At 56.9% G+C, this 20,274-nt stretch carries 20 protein-coding genes; 8 read left to right on the plus strand and 12 right to left on the minus strand.

Annotation, left to right across the window (positions count from 1 at the left end; genetic code table 11):
* Positions 1-47 precede the first annotated feature (47 nt).
* Entirely contained in the window at positions 48-764 is a 717-nt protein-coding gene (locus tag EG886_RS03245; RefSeq protein ID WP_124726797.1) for an RNA polymerase sigma factor, read from the plus strand.
* A 39-nt stretch (positions 765-803) separates the two neighbouring features.
* Positions 804-1,847 (plus strand): SDR family oxidoreductase, encoded by a 1,044-nt coding sequence (locus EG886_RS03250; protein WP_124726798.1) that lies wholly within the window; start codon positions 804-806, stop codon positions 1,845-1,847.
* Positions 1,848-1,981: 134 nt separating this feature from the next.
* On the opposite strand, the gene EG886_RS03255 is transcribed toward EG886_RS03250, so the two are convergent.
* From EG886_RS03255 to EG886_RS03270, 4 genes are all read right to left on the minus strand, one after another.
* Positions 1,982-2,359, minus strand: a complete 378-nt coding sequence (locus tag EG886_RS03255) for a hypothetical protein (RefSeq protein WP_124726799.1) — start codon at positions 2,357-2,359, stop codon at positions 1,982-1,984.
* Positions 2,360-2,501: 142 nt separating this feature from the next.
* Complete coding sequence (locus tag EG886_RS03260; protein WP_164491619.1) at positions 2,502-2,984, minus strand: hypothetical protein; 483 nt, start codon at positions 2,982-2,984, stop codon at positions 2,502-2,504.
* Positions 2,985-3,123: 139 nt separating this feature from the next.
* On the minus strand, positions 3,124-3,531 hold the full coding sequence (locus EG886_RS03265) for a carboxypeptidase-like regulatory domain-containing protein (protein ID WP_164491620.1): 408 nt from the start codon (positions 3,529-3,531) through the stop codon (positions 3,124-3,126).
* A gap of 107 nt (positions 3,532-3,638) precedes the next feature.
* Positions 3,639-4,583, minus strand: coding sequence for a trypsin-like serine peptidase (locus EG886_RS03270; protein WP_124726802.1), 945 nt, complete (start codon positions 4,581-4,583; stop codon positions 3,639-3,641).
* Positions 4,584-5,034: 451 nt separating this feature from the next.
* Here EG886_RS03270 and EG886_RS03275 point away from each other — a divergent pair, with 451 nt between their 5' ends.
* Positions 5,035-6,954 (plus strand): heavy metal translocating P-type ATPase, encoded by a 1,920-nt coding sequence (locus EG886_RS03275; RefSeq protein ID WP_164491621.1) that lies wholly within the window; start codon positions 5,035-5,037, stop codon positions 6,952-6,954.
* Between the two features lie 147 nt (positions 6,955-7,101).
* On the opposite strand, the gene EG886_RS03280 is transcribed toward EG886_RS03275, so the two are convergent.
* The 3 genes from EG886_RS03280 to EG886_RS03290 form a co-directional block, all read right to left on the minus strand.
* Positions 7,102-7,791, minus strand: a complete 690-nt coding sequence (locus EG886_RS03280) for a class I SAM-dependent methyltransferase (RefSeq protein ID WP_206425338.1) — start codon at positions 7,789-7,791, stop codon at positions 7,102-7,104.
* Positions 7,792-7,902: 111 nt separating this feature from the next.
* Positions 7,903-8,118, minus strand: coding sequence for a YhzD family protein (locus tag EG886_RS03285; RefSeq protein ID WP_124726804.1), 216 nt, complete (start codon positions 8,116-8,118; stop codon positions 7,903-7,905).
* A gap of 73 nt (positions 8,119-8,191) precedes the next feature.
* The gene (locus EG886_RS03290) at positions 8,192-8,989 is read right to left on the minus strand and encodes a mechanosensitive ion channel family protein (RefSeq protein ID WP_124726805.1); all 798 of its coding nucleotides are present in this window, start codon (positions 8,987-8,989) and stop codon (positions 8,192-8,194) included.
* 232 nt (positions 8,990-9,221) lie between these two features.
* Here EG886_RS03290 and EG886_RS03295 point away from each other — a divergent pair, with 232 nt between their 5' ends.
* A complete protein-coding gene (locus EG886_RS03295; RefSeq protein ID WP_164491622.1) occupies positions 9,222-10,418 on the plus strand; it encodes an MFS transporter in 1,197 nt (398 codons plus the stop codon).
* Positions 10,419-10,493: 75 nt separating this feature from the next.
* On the opposite strand, the gene EG886_RS03300 is transcribed toward EG886_RS03295, so the two are convergent.
* Positions 10,494-12,200, minus strand: coding sequence for a serine hydrolase domain-containing protein (locus tag EG886_RS03300; RefSeq protein ID WP_420894153.1), 1,707 nt, complete (start codon positions 12,198-12,200; stop codon positions 10,494-10,496).
* 127 nt (positions 12,201-12,327) lie between these two features.
* Between EG886_RS03300 and EG886_RS03305 the strand changes: the two genes are divergently transcribed.
* Together EG886_RS03305 and EG886_RS03310 are read left to right on the plus strand one after the other, a co-directional pair.
* Positions 12,328-12,885 (plus strand): LOG family protein, encoded by a 558-nt coding sequence (locus EG886_RS03305; RefSeq protein WP_124726807.1) that lies wholly within the window; start codon positions 12,328-12,330, stop codon positions 12,883-12,885.
* An 8-nt stretch (positions 12,886-12,893) separates the two neighbouring features.
* Complete coding sequence (locus tag EG886_RS03310; protein ID WP_124726808.1) at positions 12,894-13,139, plus strand: hypothetical protein; 246 nt, start codon at positions 12,894-12,896, stop codon at positions 13,137-13,139.
* Positions 13,140-13,180: 41 nt separating this feature from the next.
* Here the strand turns inward: EG886_RS03310 and rnz are convergent, their stop codons facing one another.
* Both rnz and EG886_RS03320 read right to left on the minus strand, forming a co-directional pair.
* The gene (rnz, locus tag EG886_RS03315; RefSeq protein WP_124726809.1) at positions 13,181-14,095 is read right to left on the minus strand and encodes a ribonuclease Z; all 915 of its coding nucleotides are present in this window, start codon (positions 14,093-14,095) and stop codon (positions 13,181-13,183) included.
* Positions 14,096-14,107: 12 nt separating this feature from the next.
* On the minus strand, positions 14,108-14,908 hold the full coding sequence (locus EG886_RS03320; protein ID WP_164491623.1) for an HAD family hydrolase: 801 nt from the start codon (positions 14,906-14,908) through the stop codon (positions 14,108-14,110).
* A gap of 358 nt (positions 14,909-15,266) precedes the next feature.
* Here EG886_RS03320 and EG886_RS03325 point away from each other — a divergent pair, with 358 nt between their 5' ends.
* A complete protein-coding gene (locus tag EG886_RS03325) occupies positions 15,267-16,220 on the plus strand; it encodes an MBL fold metallo-hydrolase (protein WP_124726811.1) in 954 nt (317 codons plus the stop codon).
* A 45-nt stretch (positions 16,221-16,265) separates the two neighbouring features.
* On the opposite strand, the gene EG886_RS03330 is transcribed toward EG886_RS03325, so the two are convergent.
* Positions 16,266-16,880, minus strand: coding sequence for a PH domain-containing protein (locus EG886_RS03330; protein WP_124726812.1), 615 nt, complete (start codon positions 16,878-16,880; stop codon positions 16,266-16,268).
* A gap of 368 nt (positions 16,881-17,248) precedes the next feature.
* Between EG886_RS03330 and EG886_RS03335 the strand changes: the two genes are divergently transcribed.
* A complete protein-coding gene (locus EG886_RS03335) occupies positions 17,249-17,851 on the plus strand; it encodes a VanZ family protein (RefSeq protein ID WP_164491624.1) in 603 nt (200 codons plus the stop codon).
* Between the two features lie 223 nt (positions 17,852-18,074).
* Here the strand turns inward: EG886_RS03335 and recQ are convergent, their stop codons facing one another.
* Positions 18,075-20,255 (minus strand): DNA helicase RecQ, encoded by a 2,181-nt coding sequence (recQ, locus tag EG886_RS03340; RefSeq protein ID WP_124726814.1) that lies wholly within the window; start codon positions 20,253-20,255, stop codon positions 18,075-18,077.
* Between the last annotated feature and the right edge of the window lie 19 nt (positions 20,256-20,274).

A 20,274-nucleotide genomic window follows, 5' to 3' on the forward strand; every position in this document is an offset into this window, starting at 1 on the left:
CACTTCGCATCGGTCGGGAAAAAAACCGAATGGGAGGAGGAGACCGGATGAACATCGGAGGATCCGCGGAAAACCCGGGGGTTGACGGGAAAAGTTTGGAACGGTTGCAGGCCGTTTTGAACCGCTACTGCCTGGCCGTGACGGGTTCCGATTGGGATGCCGAGGATTTGGCTCAGGACACTTGGTTGAAAGCGACCGGAACGTTAAGACGAGGGCATGCCAACCCTGAAGCATTTTTGCTCCGAATCGCGAAGAACACATGGATCGACCAAGTGCGGAGAAAAGCGGTTTTGGCCCGGATTTTGAACCGGGAGAGGCCGAAAGAAGCGCTGCCGGATCATGGGTCGTTTGAAATCGAGTGGATGTTCCAAGCCTTGATGAAGCATTTGTCGCCCTTGCAGCGAACGGTGTTTTTGCTGAGGGATGTTTTCGGATATTCCAGTGCGGAGACGGCCGAATGGCTCGATACGACGGAGGGAGCGGTGAAAGCGGCTCTTCGTCGGGCACGCCGGTCTCTGGCGGCCGTCAGGGATGAACTGGAAAAAGGCACGCTTCCGATCCCTGAGAAGGAACACGTGAAAGCTTTTTTGCGAGCGGTTGCGACTGCGTATCAGGAGGGAGAGGTTGCGAGGCTGGTGGAGCTGGTTCTCCGGGACGAAGCGGATCCTGCCATGGTGATCGGAGTTGTCCAAAGCCGGGCTCTTTGGAAGCCCGAACGGGCAGGGCGTGTCGAACCCGGCCGGTCGACCCGATTGGCGGCTTAGTCCGGTTGAAGGAATTCCAGACTGTCTTGGGGGGAAGACATGAAGATTCTCATCATCGGCGGTACCCGTTTCCTGGGCCGATTCATCACCCGCGAGGCCCAAAGACGCGGTCATGAAATCACCTTGTTTCACAGAGGTCGGGCAAACCCCGGTCTTTTTCCCGACGTGGAGAACATCTTGGGGGATCGGGTCGAAGCGATCGGGCTTCTCGGGGACAGACGCTGGGACAGTGTGATTGACACGTGCGGGTTTGTCCCATGGGCGGTCGCTCCGTCTGTCAGGTACCTGAAAAACCGGACCGAACATTATGTGTTTGTCTCCAGCATCTCCGTCTACGCCGATTTCAGCCGGATCGGGATCGATGAGAGTTCTCCCGTTGACACCTTGCCGGAGAAGAAAGTGGAGGAACTGGAAAGAGAGGGCTACGGTCCTTACGGGGAGCATTACGGGGCGATGAAGGCGCTCTGTGAACGCCTGATCGACCGGGAAATGCCGGGCAGAGCGTTGCACGTTCGTTCCGGTCTGATCGTCGGTCCGCATGATTATATGGATCGCTTCCCCTATTGGATCCACCGCGTGGCCCGGGGAGGAGAAATCTTGGCCCCGGGGCATCCCGGGCAACCCGTCCAGTGGATCGATGTCAGGGACCTGGCCAACTGGATCCTCGACATGGCGGAACGTCGTCAAACGGGAGTGATGAACGTCACCGGACCCGAAACGCCCTTGACGATGGGGCACATACTGGAAGAATGCCGACGCATCGCCGGCAGTGAAGCCGAGTTCACTTGGGTGGACGAGGAGTTTTTGCTGGAGAGACAGGTGCAACCCTGGACGGAATTGCCGCTGTGGCTTCCGGTGAACAGGGGTTTGAGTGACGGCGAAAAGCCTCCGGTCGGTTTCTTTCGGGTGAACATCGATCGTGCATTGCAAACCGGCCTGTCCTTTCGCCCGCTGTCCGAAACGATTTCCGATACCCTGCAATGGCTGAACGCGGAGAACAAAGACGCGTTCATCGCGGGTTTGATCCCGGAGAAAGAACGCCGGTTGCTCAGCGAATGGAATGAGAAAAAAGCTCGGTCCTGAAACGGGACGGAGCTTTTTCGTTTCCATCAAGTTCTTCGACCTTGTCCGTCTTTATGATCAGTTTTCATTCAGCGTACAGTTTCCGGAGAATCATCGGTCGTGAAAGAGGTATCTGTAAACACCTGTACTCTTGGTCACAGATTGCATGTATGGTCGGGGTCTGTGGTTGCGTTTTGCCATGTTCCATGGTCCTGCAAAGTACGTTTGATTCCTGAAATGATGAAGTCTGTATGTTTGTTGAGATCAGAAAGATCGCTGCCTGGTTCTGCGTAAAGAAATGTTCCGTTTCCCTTTTTGACAATTCCGTAGGCTGCCAAGCTTTCATGTGTCTTTTTGGCATCATCATCCACAAACTCAGTGATGACACCATCTTGAATACCAAGAACATCATAAATGAACGGTTCTGTCGGCATATCGTTTTTATTTCCGTAGAACAAAATGTATTTGTTGTTATGAAAATCATCCTTGATTCGTTTTACCAGTGGATCCCGTTTTGAATTGGATTGATCCAACAGTTTTTTTTCAATTGCAGTCACCACTGAAGAGGCAGAGCAGGGAACAGTCCCGGCGAATCTGAAGGCGGTTTCACCGGGACGGGTTCCCGGTTTTTTGCGTCTGCACAACCTGAAAGGCGATGACGGTGCGGCTTTTCGGTCATTCCAGGAGGTCCCAGCCCGTTCCGAGAGACATGGCGATCGGCAGCAGCACACTGCAGGTGATCACCCAGCGCTTGTGGGTTTCCAGCCAGCCGGTCCGGATGAGGGCTTCTTCCACGGCGAAGAAAATGGCTGCACACGACATGGGAGCGATGAGCGCATGCTCGGTCGGCGCAAAGTGTTCCGAGTCTTTCAACCAGGCATAAAAGGTCAGTCCGGCCAAGAGGTACAAAAAGAGTCTCAACAGCGAAGGGAACCGGGGCGCCAGCCGTTCCACCAACATGTCGATCACGAGCGAGCAAAGGAGACCGTATGTGAACAGATATGCGTAGGAAACCAGCAAAAACAGTGATGTGACAAGATCCTCATCCCAAACGGTTCGCCCGGGGTCTTGTGCCGGAAACACCATCTGCGTGGCCAGCAGCCATGCCAGCACAAACAATGGGCCCGTATAGAGGGAGGTGATCAGTTTTCTCAGCACCATGTTTCTTCCGACCCTTCCTGTCGAACAAAATGGTTTTGTCTATGATTACTTCCTTCCCGAGGGGCCATAATCCTTTTTGTTCGACATGGTTTACTTTGTCATGGGTGACAAAACAGTCGGATTTTTTGCGGCTGAGTCACTGTTTTTTCCGTATGTTCACGGTGAAGCGGACTTCTTTTTGACCGGCGGTTGCCGACACCGCATGCCGGGCGGTTTCGTACCCCGGTTTGGAAATCACGAAGTCCCATGAGCCGGGCGGAAGATGCCAGGTGAAGACGCCTTGTTCGTTGGTGTACACCGCGATTTCCGGGACCGGATACGGGCTGGTGTCCCGGGATTCGGGAACGGCCAGGGCCCCGCTGACCGGACGCTGCTCCTCATCCAGAACGGTCCCGATGAACGCGACTCGCTCGTTGGAAGCCGGAGGATCGGGAGTTTCCGGCGTGGTGGGTTGTTCTCCCGCGGAGGATCCGCAACCTGACAGAAACAGGGCCAGCCCCGCCGCCAGGAGTGCGGGAATGCGGAGAAGGACGGGAAGACTCATGCTCATGACCTCCCACAAACAGATTCAAATGAAAATCGGAGAGGTGTGCAACCTCTCCGATGTTATGGACTTCCGGATTCCCTTCCCGGTTGCGGTCGGGAAACCGATTATTGGGCTTTCCAGGTGTTGAAGTTGTTGTAGACGGTTTGGGTGATCCGGGTTCCGCGGTTGTACGGGTTGCCGCCGTAGACGCCGTTGGTGTGGACGGCGATGCTGCAGGGGCCGCCGCAGGAAGAATGATAGGATTCATAGACCGGAGAACCGGATTGACCGCCGTAGGTGTCGTTGGCGTAATGCAGTTTCAGCGTGTAGGTTTCACGGATTTGATCGGCATGCTGCCATTGGGTGCCGTAAGCTTTGTCGCCGGGATAGCCGCTGATGTTTTCAGCGATTCCGTTCATGGAACCGGATTGCCAGCGATAGCCGATCCATCCGGTGGAGTTTCCGATGTCTTTGTCCAGTTTGATGGCTGCATAGTCATAGTTGGTGTCCCCGTTTTGGACCCAACCGCTCACGGAGAAGAAGTTGACGGCGTTGGCATAGCCGTACGGAGTGCTGCTGCCGTTACGTCCCGGATACACTTTTGCCCAGGATGCCCAGCGGCGGGTGCCGGGATCGTAGACGCAATGTCCGGCGGTGGCAACGGTGCGCGGACCGATCATCCAGCCGGTGCAGCCGCCGATGTCACTTTCAATGTGAGCGATGGCCCGGTACGGGAATGCGGTGGTATTGGTCACTTGGGTCCGTTGGTCGGTGCCGATCACGGATTGGGTGCCCACCGTTCCCGTTCCTGCGGGATTGACTCTGTTGAAAGTCGGTTGGGATGCGGAAACTTGTTGGCCGGTTCCTTCATAGGCGAGAGAAGCGCCACCGTCGCTGAAGGTTTTGATTCCTGCAGGTTTGACGGAAGTATTGACGGTTCCGTATTTTGCCACGGGAGTATGCGGATCGATCTTGGCCGCGGAAGCGGTGGAAACCGGAGACCATCCCGCCAGCGGCAGGGAAGCCAATGCCGCAAACAGGAAAGCGGTCGAGATTTTGCGGAACTTCATTTGCTGTTACCCCCTTCGATGATGTGGTGTTCCTACGAGAATTATAAATTGCAATAATACTCTAGACAACAAAAATTTTAAGCCAATTTTGAATCGGATGACCAGATTTGGGATTGTTTCGCAGGTATTTTCAAGAAACTGGAATGGATATCGTGATTTTTGAAAACGGTTTCCCAAAACGGCACGAAGAATCTTGGTGAGTTGGAAACGGGGGCAACGGGCATCCGGGGGATGCAAGCGGGAGACTTTTTTCAGATACGGGATGAATGAATGATTTACTTTTAATGAGTATTAGATTATAATGATTATAAAAATGTTGCCCTGACAAAACAATGTTGGTGTCAATCAAAAATGAGAATCATGTTCAATGGCGTGCGGCTCCGAAGGGAGTCGCATGTTCCGTTTTGAGGGGTTTGAAAATGATGATGATTCTCAGCCGGAGGTGGCAAGCATGCAATCCGCGTTGATGTGGGAAGGAGAACATTCCGCGATGCGGGAAGAGAAAACGGCCGGATTTTTCCGGGAGGTGGCAACACGCCATGGGGAAATGGCGGCGTCGGTGATGTGCGGCCTGTTGCTGGGGGCGGCCTGGTGGCTGGAGGGGACGACCATGTCGCTGTGGTTGTACCTGCTGGCGATGGGAATCGGCGGATTTGCCAAGGCACGGGAAGGAATCGGGACGTTGGTGAAAGAACGGGAGCTGGATGTGAATCTGCTGATGTTTCTGGCTGCGGGTGGGGCGGCCCTGATCGGGTATTGGACGGAAGCCGCGATGCTGGTGCTGATTTTCTCCGTCAGCGGTGCGCTGGAAACGTACGCCAACGCCAGGAGCGAACGGGATCTGTCCTCGCTGTTGGCCATGCAGCCGGATACGGCGAGACTGGTGGTCGAATCCGGAGAGGAACGGATCGTGGACGTTTCCGACTTGGAGAAGGGAGACCGGGTTCTGGTGAAGCCGGGGGAGCGCATCCCTGCGGACGGCCGGGTGCTTGAAGGGGTTTCCGCCGTTCATCAGGCGGCCATCACGGGGGAACCGTTGCCGATGGACAAAAAAACGGGAGATGAAGTGTTTGCCGGCACGATCAACGGCGAAGGAGCGCTGCTCATTGAAGTGACCCGCAGGGCGGAGAACAGCCTGATGGCCCGGATCATGAAACGCATTGAAGAAGCGAGGACCCGGGTTCCGCGCAAACAGCGTCAGCTGCAAAAAGTGGAACGCCTCTATGTGAGAGTGATTCTGCTGGTCACGGTGCTGATCTCGACATTGCCGGTGCTGTTGATCGGTTGGAGCTGGGCGGAATCTTTGTACCGGGCGATGGTGTTCCTGGTCGTTGCCTCACCCTGCGCGTTGGTGGCATCGGTGATGCCGGCCGTGTTGTCCGCCATGTCGAACGGGGCGCGCTCGGGGATCCTGCTGAAAAGCGGCGCTCATCTGGAAACCTTGGCCGAAGTGAAAGCGATCGCGTTTGACAAAACGGGAACGCTCACGGAGGGCAGACCCCGGGTGACCGACGTGGTGACGTTCGGGGACATGACCGAAGAGGAGTTGCTGCAGGCGGTGGCTTCGGTCGAGCGGATGTCGGAGCACATGATCGGGAAAGCATTGGTTGAGGAAGCCGTGCAACGGGGACTGACCCCGAGGCATGCGGAACGGGTGACGGCTCATCCGGGGCGGGGCGTCACGGCCCGTCACGAAGGGATCCCATGGCGGATCGGCAAACCGAAATGGTTTCAACACTTGGACGAAGAAGTCGGGCAGACCGTCCGGCATCTGGAACGGCAAGGAAAAACGGTGATTTTGGCTGAAGCGGACGGTCGGATTGTCGGTTGCATCGCCCTGATGGACCGGTTGCGTCCGGAAGCCGCGCGCATGGTGTCAGCGCTCAAAAGGTTGGGCATCGAGGTGGTCATGCTGACCGGGGACCAGCGGGAAACGGCCTTGTCGGTGGCCCGTGAAGCGGGAATTGAACAAGTTTACGGCGAGCTGTTGCCGGAAGACAAGGTTCGGATGATCGAAGCGCTGAAACGTCGATACGGGACCGTGGCGATGGTCGGGGACGGGGTGAACGATTCCCCCGCTTTGGCCGCTGCTTCCGCCGGGATGGCGATGGGGAAGGCCGGGACGGATGTCGCTTTGGAGACGGCCGATCTCGTGCTGATGAACGATGATTTGTCCGGCGTGGTGCGGGCGGTGAAGATTTCCCGCAGATTGCGAAACGTGGTGCGGCAAAATCTGGTGTTCGCCCTGTCTGTGATCGTTTTCCTGGTGATCGCCAATTTCGCTCAGTCGATGAATTTGCCCATGGGCGTGATCGGGCATGAAGGAAGCACCATTCTGGTGATTTTGAACGGTCTTCGCCTGCTTCGCTGAGGAAATGGCGCCCGATGTTTACCGGCGAATCGGGGACGGATTTCATGAGTGATTTCGGAAAAAGGGATCAAGCGGATGCGGGGTGGAACGTCGGAAAAAGACGAGGCTCCCGGAAGGATTGGTGAGCACTTCCGGGAGCCTGCTTTTTCAACGGAAATGTTTCCACCACACACCGGCCCATTCGGGGATGCGGACAAGCCCGTTGGTACGGACGGTGTCGGCGAGTTCGTTCCCGAAGAAGAAACGCATGAGCTCTTCGGCTTCGGCCGGATCGTCGAACCGGTAATCGGTGCGGATGACGGTGCGGGAAAATCCGTAATCCCGTTCCAGGGCTTCGTAGTATTCGGTCAAGAACGACGGAGGTTGGGGCTTGTCGGTTCCCGTGCCCATGGTTTCGAAGATGATCACGGTTCCGCCGGGCTTCAGCACCCTCTCGATTTCCCGCAGGATTCGCGCCAGGTTTTCCTTGTGACCGGGCACATGGGAATGGACCGAATAACAGAGGGTCCAACCGGCCACGACCAGGTCGGCGCTGCTTGATTCCGCGGGAATGTTTTGGTGGTCGGCAACGAGGGTTTTCCAGTTGGTGAGCCCCGCTTGGCGGAGTTTGGCTGCCGCCACGTCCAGCATCGCCCGGGATTGGTCAAGGACCAGAACGGAACGGGCGACCGGAGCGAGCAGGCAGGTGAGCCGGCCGGTTCCCGCTCCAAGATCAATGACGTCCAGTCCGGAGAAAGGACGGATGTTCTCCAGAACGGACGTCAGGTCCGGTTGTTTGGAAATCATCCGATCATACGTGATCGCCATTTCCGCGTAAATCTTTGCGTGATCGGGCAAGGCGCTTCCCTCCTGACAATGGGTTCGCCTTCAGTCTGCACCCTGACGCGACGGAAAGGTCAAGAGGGAAGTCGGCGGTGAATCGGTCGGATGGAACCGAAGGGGTGCCGATCACGGAGTGGCCTTGCCGGTTTTGAGATCCACCTGATGGGGCTTGAAGGAAACCAAACGACCGGAAACGTGGAAAATCCGGTGCGGTTTCGCATCATATCCTTTTTCCGCAATCAGGGCCAGGCCTTTGTCACGAGCTTCCTGGTCGGAGGAAGCTTCGATTGCTTCGTCGAGCAGAACTTGTCCGTCCGGTTCGTACACCGTGATATGGTACATGTGTTCACCTCGTGAATGAAAATATTCGTTTTATTATTATAAATCATTCTTATGAGATTTTCTTTGGACAAGCTCAGGAAAGGGAACCGAGTTTGACCAGCTCGGCCTTGTCCAAGGCTTTTTTCATTTCTTTCCGGAGTTCCCGTTCGACGCCTTCCTGCTCGCCGTTGACCGTGCGCGCCTGAATGCGGATGACGGCCTCGCTGGCGCTGAGCTGCACCACGCCGAGGACTTCGGGACCATCCTGGATGTGGGGGATCTTGCTTTTCAGGCCCAGGCATTCTTCCTCCAGGACCAGGAGCGTCCGTTCGAGATCGATGTCGGAGGGAACGGGCAAATCAACCCGGGCGAGCATGTCTCCGCGGGAATGATTGGTGAGCGTCTTCACTTCCCGGTTGAGGATGAAGTGGATGTCTCCTTCATCCGATCGGAGTTTCAATGCGCGGAGACCGACGTGTTCCACTTCCCCGGTCAGACCGGCGACGGTGATTCGTTCTCCCACGTGAACCTGGTCTTCCATCAGCATGAAGAACCCGGCCACCACATCGCTCACCAGATCTTTGGCCCCGAATCCGATGGCCAGCCCCAAAACCCCGGCACTGGCGAGAATCGCGGAGATGTCCAAGCCGAACTCGGCGAGAATGGAGACGGCGGCCACGAAGAAGATGACATAGGACGCCAAGTTGATCAGCAAGCTCTGGATGGTTTGCAGGCGCTGCCGCGGTCCCTGGTTCAACTTGCGGCTGTGTTGCATGGCTTTAACAATGATTCGTTTCACCGCCGAATGGGCGAGCCAGGCGCCGGCGCCGATCAGAATGCCGGTGAGGAGCGAATTCAGAAATCCGGACCAGTCCAGAAAAGGCAAATTCATGACGAACCCTCCCGTTGTGGATGTGTTGTCAACTTGAAGGATGCCCGGGCTTCATCGCCCGAACACCTGTGAGCGCGATTCCGGTGACGCCGCGGTTTCCGCTTCCGAACGGAGCGTCGGTGATCCTCCGGCAGGGGATTCCCAAAGAGAGGGAGTCAGAAAAAATTTGGAGGTTTTCCCCGAGTCCCGTATAATCAGGAGGGACGATATCGGAAAGTCGGGGGTGAAAAGGGTGCAGGGCCATTGGAGTCTCAACCGATTTCGCTTGTTGATCGCGGTGATGGGGATCTCCGGAGTGACGCAGGGACTCACCATTCCACTTCTGACCGCGCTGTTGGAAGCGCAGGGCGTCAGCCCCGGATGGAATGGTCTGAGTGCGGCTTTTCTCTATTTCGGCATCCTGGTCATGACTCCTTTCTGTGCGGGGATCATCAGGCGGATCGGGTACCGGGCGGCGATTTTGGCGGGATTGTTGGCCGCGCTGGTACCCAATGTTTTGTTTCCGCTGTTTTCCGGGTTGTGGCTGTGGAGTTTTCTCCGATTTGTGCTGGGATTGGGGGACTCGCTTCTTCATTATGCCTCATCGTTGTGGATCACCACGAACGCCCCGGAGCACGAGCGCGGAAAACGGATTTCGCAGTACGGGTTGGCGTATGGCCTCGGATTCGGGATCGGCCCTTTGGGCATGAACCTGCTTCCTTTTGGACAGTGGATGCCGTTTGCGGTGGTGATCCTGATTTTGTTGGTGGCCTTGTGGGCCACATGGAAACTGGACGGTCTGTCGTCACCGGCGGAAGAAGAGGATGAGACGGAGTCGTCCGGCAAGGTGCGGATCGTCTCCGTCTACCGGTTGGGGCTGGTGGCGCTTTGCCCGGCGATGCTTTACGGGTTCCTCGAAACGGCGCTGACCGGCAACTTTCCGGTGGTCGGATTGCGCGAGGGAATGACGGAAAGCAGGATCTCGCTGCTGATCAGCGCGTTTGTCTGGGGAAGCCTGCTGTTCCAGGTTCCCTTGGGGCATCTGGGCGACCGATTCGGGCGCAAGAGAGTCCTGACCGTCATTTGCTCGCTCGGGGCGGCAGGGATGGCCCTGATCCCTTTGTGGCTTGCGCAGCCGATTCCGCTGTTTCTGGCGTTCGTGCTGACGGGCGGATTGCTGGGGTCGATCTATTCGCTGGGGCTTGCCTACTTGGCGGACATTCTTCCGGGGCGTTTTTTGCCGCTCGCCAATGCCGTTGCCTCGATTCACTTCAGCGTGGGCAGTTTGCTCGGCCCCGTGATCGGCGGAATGCTGATTGAGTGGATGGGCGGCGAATCGCTGTTTTACTTCCTTTCCGTCGTGCTGAGCGGTTTCGTGGTGCTGGCCGTTGCCTACCGGGTGCAACATCGGTCGGCGGAGAAGCCGAACACCCGGAAGGAAGCATGCTGAGCGGGAAATCACGTCCGAATCGCCGCTTGCAAACGCAAAGCATGAACATCCCGCGGTGTCAAACCGTGCGGAAAATCACCGGTCTCTTCGCTGCCAGCCGTCTCCGGACGGGTTCAGCGGGAGACTTTTTCCGTTTTTCAGGGTGATGACCGGGTCTTTCACATACCATCCTCGTCCGTTGACGGAAAGATCGGTGACGTAGCGGAAACGGACGAAACGGGCGTTTTTCGGGAGAAGCAACACCTGTCGGTTCCAGTCGGAGGCTCCGGTGTATCCCGCATGAAGAGGCGTCCACACGCGGCCGTCCGCGGAAGCTTCCACCCACCCGTGGTCCATGTTCTCTTCGATCCGGTACCAGGTGTGGAATGTCAGACTCCTTGCCCCGGGCGGGAGTTCGGCAACCAAATGACGGTCCAGCAAATCGCCGTAGCCGGAAAACCAGGCGGATCCCCGACCGGGGATGGACACCAGGATGGCGTCGGCGGCCATGCGGGCCGTTTCCCGACGCACCGGATTGATGGACGGTGTATTCCGGGTGGGATGGACGCGGTTGGTCAGGGTGATGACGATGGTTTGCAAGTCGCGGCTCACCACCAGTGAAGTGCCGGTGAACCCGGTATGTCCCATGGTACCTGAAGAGGAGAGGGCGTCCATATACCAACCCTGGTTCAATTCCCACCCCAAACCGTGGTCATCGCCGGGGAAGGCGGAGTTGAAATTTCGTTCCATCAGCTCCACCGTTTCCTCTTTCAGAATCCGGACGGAACCGTATCGCCCCTTCATCAGCAGGGTGTGGGCGAACACGGCCAGATCGCGGGCGCTGGAAAAGAGTCCGGCGTGCCCGGCCACCCCGTCCAGCGCCCAGGCTTTCTCATCGTGCACCTGTCCCCACACCAGATCCCGTGAGGTCCACGGCTGGAACTCCGTGGCGGCGATGCGGGGCTTCCACTGCTCCGGAGGGTTGAACCGCGTGTCGCGCATGCCTAGCGGCTTTGTGATGTGTTCGGCGATCCAGGCATCCAACCGCTTGCCGGAAACCCGTTCAACCAGTGCCCCCAGCACGATCATGTTGAGATCGCTGTACACATACGTGGTTCCGGGCGGGTGGTCCAACGGGGCGGCAAAGACGATTTGGAGCCGGTCTTCTCTCCCGGTTCCCATCCGGTCCAGGGGGAGGCTCGGACGGAATCCGGAAGTGTGTGTGAGCAGTTGGCGGATCGTCACCCGTTCTTTCCCGTTTTGGGCGAATTCCGGGATATGTTTGGCCACCGGGTCTTCCAGCGCGACTTTTTTCTGTTCGACCAGTTGCATCACGGCGACGGCGGTGAAAATCTTGGTGACGGATGCCAGATCGAAGATGGTGTCCTTTCGCATCGGGACGGGAGTCGGGTGCGGGAGGAAGCGGTCGTCCGCATATCGAACCGCATGACCGTAAGCTTCGTGCTTCACGATGTTTCCCCTTCTGGCAATGAGCACCACCGCTCCCGGCGTCATGTTGGCTCGGACGGCTTCTCGAACGGACTCATCCAGCGAACGCAGCGGTTCGGGGTGCATGCCTGCGGCTTGCGGGGGAGCATTCCGGAGAACGGGGGAAGACGGTCGGGGTGGATCCCACGGATCAGCGGGAGGGGAGGTGAAATCTCTGGACAGGGCGGACACTTTCCTTTCCGGTTTTTCCATGGAATCTGAGTCTTGCGGGGACGGTTTGGCCCACATCACGGAGGGAAGCACCAACACCATGGACAGGGAGACCATGCATGCACGCATCAGGAGTCGGGTCAACGGGCAGGCTCCTTTCCGGAAAGATCTTGTCAAGAATATTGTAACAAACCCGGGGACGAGGGTTGCGTGCCGATTGTGTTGGCAGATATATTTGAATAGGTAAAAATCAGGGATGGAAGGTGGATGGATGAACCGGATTTGCGTGTATGCGGGTGCGAGAAGCGGCGTACTTCCGGCCTATGAACAAACGGCCGCGGAATTGGGGCGTGAATTGGTGCGACGGGGATTGGAGCTTGTGTACGGCGCGGGAAGCACCGGTCTGATGGGCGCCGTGGCCGACGGCGTGTTGGAAAGCGGAGGCACAGCGATCGGCGTGGTGCCGAAGGGATTGTTTCCGCCGGAAGTGATCCACACCCGGCTCAAGCGGATCATCGAAGTGGAAAACATGCACCAAAGAAAAGCCACCATGCACGAGCTGGCCGATGCGTTCATCGCCCTGCCGGGAGGATTCGGCACGTGGGAGGAACTGACGGAAGCCCTTTGCTGGAGCCAGCTTCGCATTCACCGGAAACCGGTGGGCCTGCTCAATGTGGAGGGCTACTGGAATCCGCTGTTGGCGATGACGGAACATGCGGTCAAGACGGGATTCGTTTCCGCGGATCATGCCGATCTGCTGATTTGTGAAGAAGATCCCGCCAAGCTGCTGGACCGGATCATGGAAGCGGCACGGCGGGAAGAGGAGTGATCGTCGAAATGCAGGAGTTGTCTTCCACGTTCATCGCCACGCACGGAGTGATGACCAAAGAAGTCGGCGTGATCAGCGGGGAGCTTGAACTTCGTACCACTTGCGATGACGAGGGTCTCCTCACGCTCAGGATCACGTATGTCGGCGCCGAAGAGTGGTACACGCTGCCGGGGGATGAGTACCGCATTCATGACCCGCGGGACCACGAAGTGATTCACCGAATGCTTGTCAACGTGCTGGAACGGAATCCTTGAGGCAGAAGGTTCCCGGAAAAAAAGCCCCGTCATCGGGGCTTTTACAGATCCAGAATCCAGCCGTCGTGAGCCAGGAAGGTTCGCGGGAAGACTTCGCGGGCTTCTTGCAACAGTTGTTCGCCGTCTTCATCGGAAAATCTGGGACTGATATGGGTCAGGACCAACGTATGGACATGGGACTCAAGGGCCACTTGAGCGGCCTGGGTCGTGGTGGAGTGAAACCAGGTTTTCGCCAGATGTTCCTGTCCCGCGCGGTACGTGGCCTCGTGAACCAGCAGCTTTGCATCTTTCGCAAGCTCAAAACAGGACTTCGTCAGACGGGTGTCTCCCAAGATGGTGAATACCCGTCCTTTTTTGACGGGGCCGAGGAAATCCGATCCCCGGATGATTCTTCCGTCTTCCAATCGGACGGTTTCGCCCGCTTTCAGCCGACCGTAGACGGGGCCGGAAGGAATGCCCGCCTCTTTCAGTTTGGCGGTGTTCAGCTCTCCGGGGCGGTCCTTCTCTTCCAGTCGGAAGCCGAACGAGGGCATGCGGTGATCCAGAAGCCCCACCCGTACGTGGAAGTGTGGCGTTTCCACCGTCATGCCGGGTTCCAGCTCCACGATCTCAAACGGAAAGCGCACGGTGGTGCCGCTGATTTCCAATGCGGTTTCCACAAACCGGCGAAGTCCCTTCGGTCCGTACAGCGTCAGCGGATCTTTGTCGTTCTGGAACGAGCGGCTGCCCAAAAGTCCGGGCAGTCCGAAGAGATGGTCCCCGTGCAGATGGGTGATGAAGATGCGGGATACTTTGGGCAGACGGACGGGGGATTCCAGGATGCGGTGTTGCGTGCCTTCCCCCACATCAAACAGCCAGGTGTCCCCGCCGTATTCGGACATCACGACGGCCATGGAGGAAACGTTTCTCAAGCGGGACGGAACGCCCGCGCCGGTTCCGAGAAAGATGAACCGCATATGTGATTTCCCTCATTTCGTCGGTTGGTTCATGTGTTCCAGCACCCATTCCACCGCTTCCGCCACCGATTCCGCCGTCCGCGCCGCCCGGCGCTTCACTTCCTCGTCGGCATGCGCCATGGCAAAGCTGTGGGGAACGGATTCCAGCATGGAAATGTCATTGTAGGAATCGCCGATGGTGACGGTCTCTTCGGGGCGAATGCCGAGATGTTCGCGGAGGATGCGCAGTGCGTTTCCTTTGGAGATGCCGGGCGGCATCAGGTCGAGGCAGTCCCTGTCGGAAATGAACGTGTCCACCTGACCGGGAACCATGTCGTTCACCAGGCTTCTCAAAGAGAGCAGCCGCTCGATCGGTCCGATCAGGCAAATTTTGCTCGGCTTCAGCGAGCGTCCGATCTCGTCGAACACACGGGGGTTTTCCTCGACCGGAAACAACATTCGGTGCTCGATGGCCCGGATCTGCTCGGTCATGCGGGGGACGAGCATGCGGTCCTCCGTGCTGAGAAACACCGCCACGCCGGTCTTGAGGGATTCTTCGAACAGCCGGCGGGCCAGGTTTCCTTCAAAATGAACGGACAAGAGGGACTCTCCCGATTGGGTGTACACAAACGCCCCGTTCTGGCTGATCCGGTGGCAAGAGACGCCCAATTCTTCCGCGACGCAAAGCAGTTCCTTGTCCATGCGCCCCGATGCAAGGCAAATCCGGACGCCCGATTCGGCCAAGCGCCGGATGGCCCGCCGGTCTTCTTCGCGCACCGTTTTTCCTTCGGTGAACAGGGTGTTGTCCAAATCGCTCACAAACAACTTGATCATTCCGCAAACACTTCTTTCTGTAGACATCTTCGGCCAAGTCTCTCTTTCAGGGTATCACAGGAACAGATGGATGCCCACCATGGCGGCGTGAGAGGACATGTTGTTCTGAAAGCGGAACCATCCGCCCGGAGATGAGCATCCTTTAAGAGAGGCTTTGGAACAAACATCCCCCGGACTTCAACAAATCTTCACAAATCGGTGGTTCCCGATTCCTGTGTGAGCGGTACAGTGAACGGGAAAAAATGTGGGGATATGCCTGCGGGAAAGCCGCCTGTGTTTCCGCGGGACGGAATGCGGCATCCGACAGGTGTTCGGGAACAAACCGGAAAACAACCGGTATCGGGAGTTTGAGATTTCGATGGAAATTGCATGGATCATCGGTGTTCTGCTGATTCTGATGCTCGTTCTTCCACTTGCAGGGATGTGGTTCCGTTTCCGGCGAGCACCGCGTCCGCAGAAAAAGGAACCGGATCTCATGTTGGATCCTGCTTCCTGGAATGACGACGAAGTGACGATCGGATGGGTGGGCCATTCCACGGTCCTGATCAACATGTACGGCGTGAAGATCCTCACCGATCCCGTCCTGGGGCCCAAGGTGGGTGTTCATCTCGGCATCGGCGACTGGCAAATCGGACCGGCCCGGCACACGGAACCCGCCGTTTCTTTGGACGCCCTGGGGCAGGTGGATCTGATCCTGCTGTCCCATGCGCACATGGACCATTTCGATCTGCCGACGCTGAAGAAATTGGCGAGACCGGAAACAACCGTCATCACCGCCCGGGGAACTTCCCGCCTGTTGCGGAAATTGCGGTTCGGAAAAGTGATGGAGCTGGGCGGGGAAGACCGCGTCGATCTTCCGGACGGACTGCGGGTGACGGCGGTGCCGGTCAGGCATTGGGGGAACCGGTTCCCATGGAACCGCGATTACGAATATACGGGCTATTTGATTGAAAAAAAGGGAACCCGGTTGTTCTTCCCCGGTGACACCGCGTGGACTCCGGATTTCGTGAAACTGAGAAAACATGGCCCGATCGACTTGGCGTTCATGCCGATCGGCGCTTACAGTCCCGACTCGTTCCAAGCCAACCATTGCACGCCCGAACAGGCATGGTCCATGTTTCTGGACACCGGGGCCAAATGGTTGGTGCCCATTCACTGGGACACGTTCGTGCTTTCTTTCGAACCGGTGGACGAACCTTTGAAACGGTTGCTGCGGGCGGCCGGAGATGAAACACACCGCATCGTGATTCGCAAACACGGAGAGCAGGTGCGGTTGGTCGGGGAACACGCGACGGCCACGGGGCGCCGGTGACAAACCAAAAAAGCCCGGGAATATTGCCCGGGCTTTTTTTCGATGTCAGTTGTTGATGAACAACTCAAACACGTGGCCGAAGTCTTTGACCGAATAGCGGTTTCTGGCTTCCACCAGCCAGGAGAAAGCCGCTTCGTTGAGTTCCTTGAACTGACCGACCAAGCTTTCTTCCGAATTGCGGATCGTGCGAAGCGTTCCGGAAGCCACGTCCAGGCTCTGTTGCGCCAGCTCAAGCAGAACCTTGTTGTCCCGCTGGATTTCTTCGATTTTCAGCAAAGCCTTGTACAGGTCCTTCAGCTCGTTGATCTGGTCTTTGCGCACGTCGATCGAATAGGCGTTGGTGCCGATGTGAAATTTGATCTCCACATCCATGTCCAGGTTGCCGGCCGTTTCCAGAGACACTTTGGTAACGGGATGGATGTCATACGCCCAGCGGCGCAACGTCCGTTTCTTGTTGGTGGCGCTGGTTCCGTCCAAATGGATCAGGGCTTTGTTGGTGAAGCAGTACTCATCGGACTTGGACTTGATCAGGAAATAGATTTTTTCCCCGTCCTCGTGCATGACGTAATCGTCCGCGTCTACCTTGTCATAATCTTCAGGCTTGATGATGGTTCCGATGTCACTCAGACCAAGCATATCCGACGCCATTTTTTTGAACATGTTTTTCGGACCCCTCCCATTCGGGTATGACAAAAATCGACAGGTACGATTTCATTATATCAAAAGATTTTTGGGGATGAGGCGAGGGAACCGTCCGCCTTGAAGGATGGGTAAAACATCTTTCAAAATTCGTCGCAAGCATCGAAGATTTCATGGGCGATAGGATGATGCGAATTTCCTGTCATCTCATGAACACAAAGGATTACATAGATGTCTTGACGAATATCGAATGGTCACTGAACATTGATTAGGTGAGTCGGTTGAAAAAATTTATATTCAGACTGTTGGTATTGTTGCCTGTTGTTTTGTATGCGTTGTATCATGCATACTCCGCTTACTACTCGTGGTATTCCCCGGAGTATGAACCATTGTATGGAGACAACAAGTTTTTATATCCTTTATTGAATTTGGTGCCTGTGGTTGCGTTTTTTGTCTTTGACCTGGTTCGTGAAAAGCGAATCCATCCGTTTTACGGATTCCTGAGAAGTGCATATTATGTTTATCTCTTTTTTGTCTATATCAACATTGTGTCATATATCCCGTATGAACGGTATTTTAATCTTCCGATGCTCCCTGAAGAAATGCACAGATTCCCCAGATACAATCTCATTCCCTTTGAGACCATCACAGGCAGTATCACTCCTTTGAATATCTACGGCAACTTGTTGGTCTTGCTTCCGTTGGGAATGTTTTTGCCGCTGTTGTATCCGCGCATTTCCAGTGCAAAACAAGTGTTTGTCGTTGCCTTTTTGACGGTCTTGGGGCTGGAAACCATTCAATTCATCGTGTCTTATTTCGATGGAATGGTTTATGAATACGCTGAAGGGCGAGCTTTTGATATCGATGATTTCCTGCTGAACGTCACCGGGTCCATGGTTGGGTATGCACTGTGGAAAAAAGTGTTGGAACCCCTTTTGAAAAGATGGAAAATGATCCCGAAGATCCCGGAACAAACAGAGTTGCTCTCCTGATGGCGTTGGAACCTCAGGCGGGATTCAGGGAGAACCAACATTGAAATGAAACAGAAACGGATTGGTGCCCGAATGGGAATCGGGAGGAATTGAAGAACTGTGGGTTCCCCTCTGTCGAGAGGAGGATTCTTCCGAAAAAACAAACACCGGGAAGATGTTCCCGGTGTTTTTGTATTTTTGCTTTCTTGCGGCATGTTCCGGCACCGCGTTGCATGGTTCATCCTTACCGGCTCCCGGTCACGGGAGGTTTGCTCCTGAGCAGCATTTCCCTTTTGGCGACGGCGGCCTTGATGGCCATGTAGCTGACTTCTTCCGGCAAGGCCTCCTTGATCGGACGGAGTTTGTGGGCGCCGAGCCGTTCGATGGCCTGCATGATCCGTGCTTCGTGTTCGGCGGGGATGAAGGTGCTCCAGTCGAGGGGGAATCCTTCCATGCCGCAGCGGAACAGGTGATCTTCGATGGTTCCCCGCTTCAGATTGCGCAGCCGGGCGATCTCTTCCACGCTTTTGCCGTCCCGCCACATGTTCCAGGTGATGACATGGGTAGGCACTTTGGCCTCCGGTCTGGAGGACGGACCCGGTTTGGGCCGACGGGGGGAGCCGGGAGCCGTTTCCCGGACGAAGGTGCGGATTTTGTCCAGAAACGGCTGGCCGTACCGTGCCAGTTTTGCTTCCCCGACCCCGGGAATCGCCCGAAACTGCTCCGGAGTGACGGGTAGGCGGCGACACATTTCCCTGAGGGTGCTGTCGTGGAAGATGACGTAGGGCGGGATTTGCTCCCGTTCGGCGATCTCTTTGCGCAGCTCGCGCAGGATGTCGTACAGACCGGATTCCGGCCGTTCGGAAGATTCGCGGCCGTGGGTCTCTTCCGCGGCCACCAGGGCACGCCGCTTTCCTTTCAGCACGTCCACCGCCTTGGCGGTGAGGCGGATCGTCGGGTAAAGCTCCTCTTCGTCCGTCTGGGCGAGGTAGCCTTCCGCCAGCAGACGGTGGCAAAGATGACGGATTTCCTTTTCCGTCCGGTCGTTCATGATGCCGTATGTAGAAAGCCGATCCAGCCCGAACTGCTTCAGCCGGATGTTTTTGGAACCGCGCAGCGTTTTGGATAGCAACGTAAGGCCGAAGCGTTCTCCCATTCGTTTGACGCAGGAGAAGATTTTCAGGGCCTCGCCGGTCACATCCTCCTTCTCCCCGTGTACGGACCGGCAGGGACCGCACAAGCCGCAGGGTTCCGCCTCTTCTTCTCCGAAGTAGCGGGCGATGAACACTTGCAGGCAGTCGGTGTGGACGGCGTAACGGACCATGCAGCGAAGCTTGTCCCTCTCCAACTCTTTCCGCTCCGGGGAGAGCCCGGACTGGTCGATCAGGTGGCGCTGGATCACCATGTCGCCCGGGTTCCACAGCAGGATGCATTCTCCCGGCTCTCCGTCCCGTCCGGCCCGCCCCGCTTCCTGGTAGTAACTCTCCAGATTGCGCGGCAGGTTGTGGTGGATGACAAAGCGCACATTGGATTTGTCGATGCCCATCCCGAAAGCGTTGGTGGCGACGATCACTTGCACCTGATCGCGGGCGAACCGTTCTTGAGCGTGTTCCCGCTCCCGCTCGTCCATGCCGGCATGATACCGGGCGGCGGCCACTCCGGCAGATTGGAGCGCCGTATACAACTTATCCACTTCCTTGCGCGTGGAGCAGTAGATGATGCCGGTCTTGTCCGGAGAGCGGGCGAGACGGGAGCGAATGAAGGCGGTTCGGTCTTCTTCGCGGCGAACGAAGAATGAGAGATTGTTTCGCCGCACGGGCATGGTGTGAACGGCGTCCCGGGGGATTCCCAGGAGGGAGGTGATGTCTTCGCGCACATCGGGCGTGGCCGTGGCGGTCAATGCCATGATGAGAGGTTTTTTGGGAAGACCGAGGATTTTCTCGGCCATCGTCCGGTAACTGGGGCGAAAATCATGTCCCCACTGCGAGATGCAGTGCGCTTCGTCCACCGTGACCAGATCCACGGGGAGCCGTTGAAAGATGGTGTGAAACCGTTCCGATTCCAGTCGCTCCGGGGCGATGTACAACAATTTGTATTCACCGGCCATCAGCCGGCGGATTCGTTCATCCGCTTCCTCCGGAGACAGGGTGCTGTTGAGAAACGTGGCCGGGATGCCGTGCAGCAGGAGCCGGTCCACCTGGTCTTTCATCAGGGAGATCAGCGGCGAAATGACCACGGTGATTCCGGGAAACAGCAGGGCGGGAATCTGGTAGCAGACGGATTTTCCGCCGCCGGTCGGCATGATGCCCATGGTGTCCCGACCCGCCAACAGGCTTTCGATGATGCGCCGCTGTCCGGGGCGGAAGGAAGGATATCCGAAATGCTTTCTGAGCATCCGTTCCGCGTCCGCCAGCGTGGGGAGCATGCCGGTTCCTCCTTTGTCG

The organism is Staphylospora marina (genome assembly GCF_003856495.1).
Lineage (GTDB): Bacteria > Bacillota > Bacilli > Thermoactinomycetales > Thermoactinomycetaceae > Staphylospora > Staphylospora marina.

Bases quoted from the DNA above. Each gene is read 5' to 3' on its own strand.
- EG886_RS03245 (WP_124726797.1), top strand. From the start codon at position 48: ATGAACATCGGAGGATCCGCGGAAAACCCGGGGGTTGACGGGAAAAGT.
- EG886_RS03250 (WP_124726798.1), top strand. From the start codon at position 804: ATGAAGATTCTCATCATCGGCGGTACCCGTTTCCTGGGCCGATTCATC.
- EG886_RS03265 (WP_164491620.1), bottom strand. From the start codon at position 3,531: ATGAGTCTTCCCGTCCTTCTCCGCATTCCCGCACTCCTGGCGGCGGGG.
- EG886_RS03270 (WP_124726802.1), bottom strand. From the start codon at position 4,583: ATGAAGTTCCGCAAAATCTCGACCGCTTTCCTGTTTGCGGCATTGGCT.
- EG886_RS03275 (WP_164491621.1), top strand. From the start codon at position 5,035: ATGCAATCCGCGTTGATGTGGGAAGGAGAACATTCCGCGATGCGGGAA.
- EG886_RS03285 (WP_124726804.1), bottom strand. From the start codon at position 8,118: ATGTACCATATCACGGTGTACGAACCGGACGGACAAGTTCTGCTCGAC.
- EG886_RS03290 (WP_124726805.1), bottom strand. From the start codon at position 8,989: ATGAATTTGCCTTTTCTGGACTGGTCCGGATTTCTGAATTCGCTCCTC.
- EG886_RS03305 (WP_124726807.1), top strand. From the start codon at position 12,328: ATGAACCGGATTTGCGTGTATGCGGGTGCGAGAAGCGGCGTACTTCCG.
- EG886_RS03310 (WP_124726808.1), top strand. From the start codon at position 12,894: ATGCAGGAGTTGTCTTCCACGTTCATCGCCACGCACGGAGTGATGACC.
- rnz (WP_124726809.1), bottom strand. From the start codon at position 14,095: ATGCGGTTCATCTTTCTCGGAACCGGCGCGGGCGTTCCGTCCCGCTTG.
- EG886_RS03320 (WP_164491623.1), bottom strand. From the start codon at position 14,908: ATGATCAAGTTGTTTGTGAGCGATTTGGACAACACCCTGTTCACCGAA.
- EG886_RS03325 (WP_124726811.1), top strand. From the start codon at position 15,267: ATGGAAATTGCATGGATCATCGGTGTTCTGCTGATTCTGATGCTCGTT.
- EG886_RS03330 (WP_124726812.1), bottom strand. From the start codon at position 16,880: ATGTTCAAAAAAATGGCGTCGGATATGCTTGGTCTGAGTGACATCGGA.
- recQ (WP_124726814.1), bottom strand. From the start codon at position 20,255: ATGCTCCCCACGCTGGCGGACGCGGAACGGATGCTCAGAAAGCATTTC.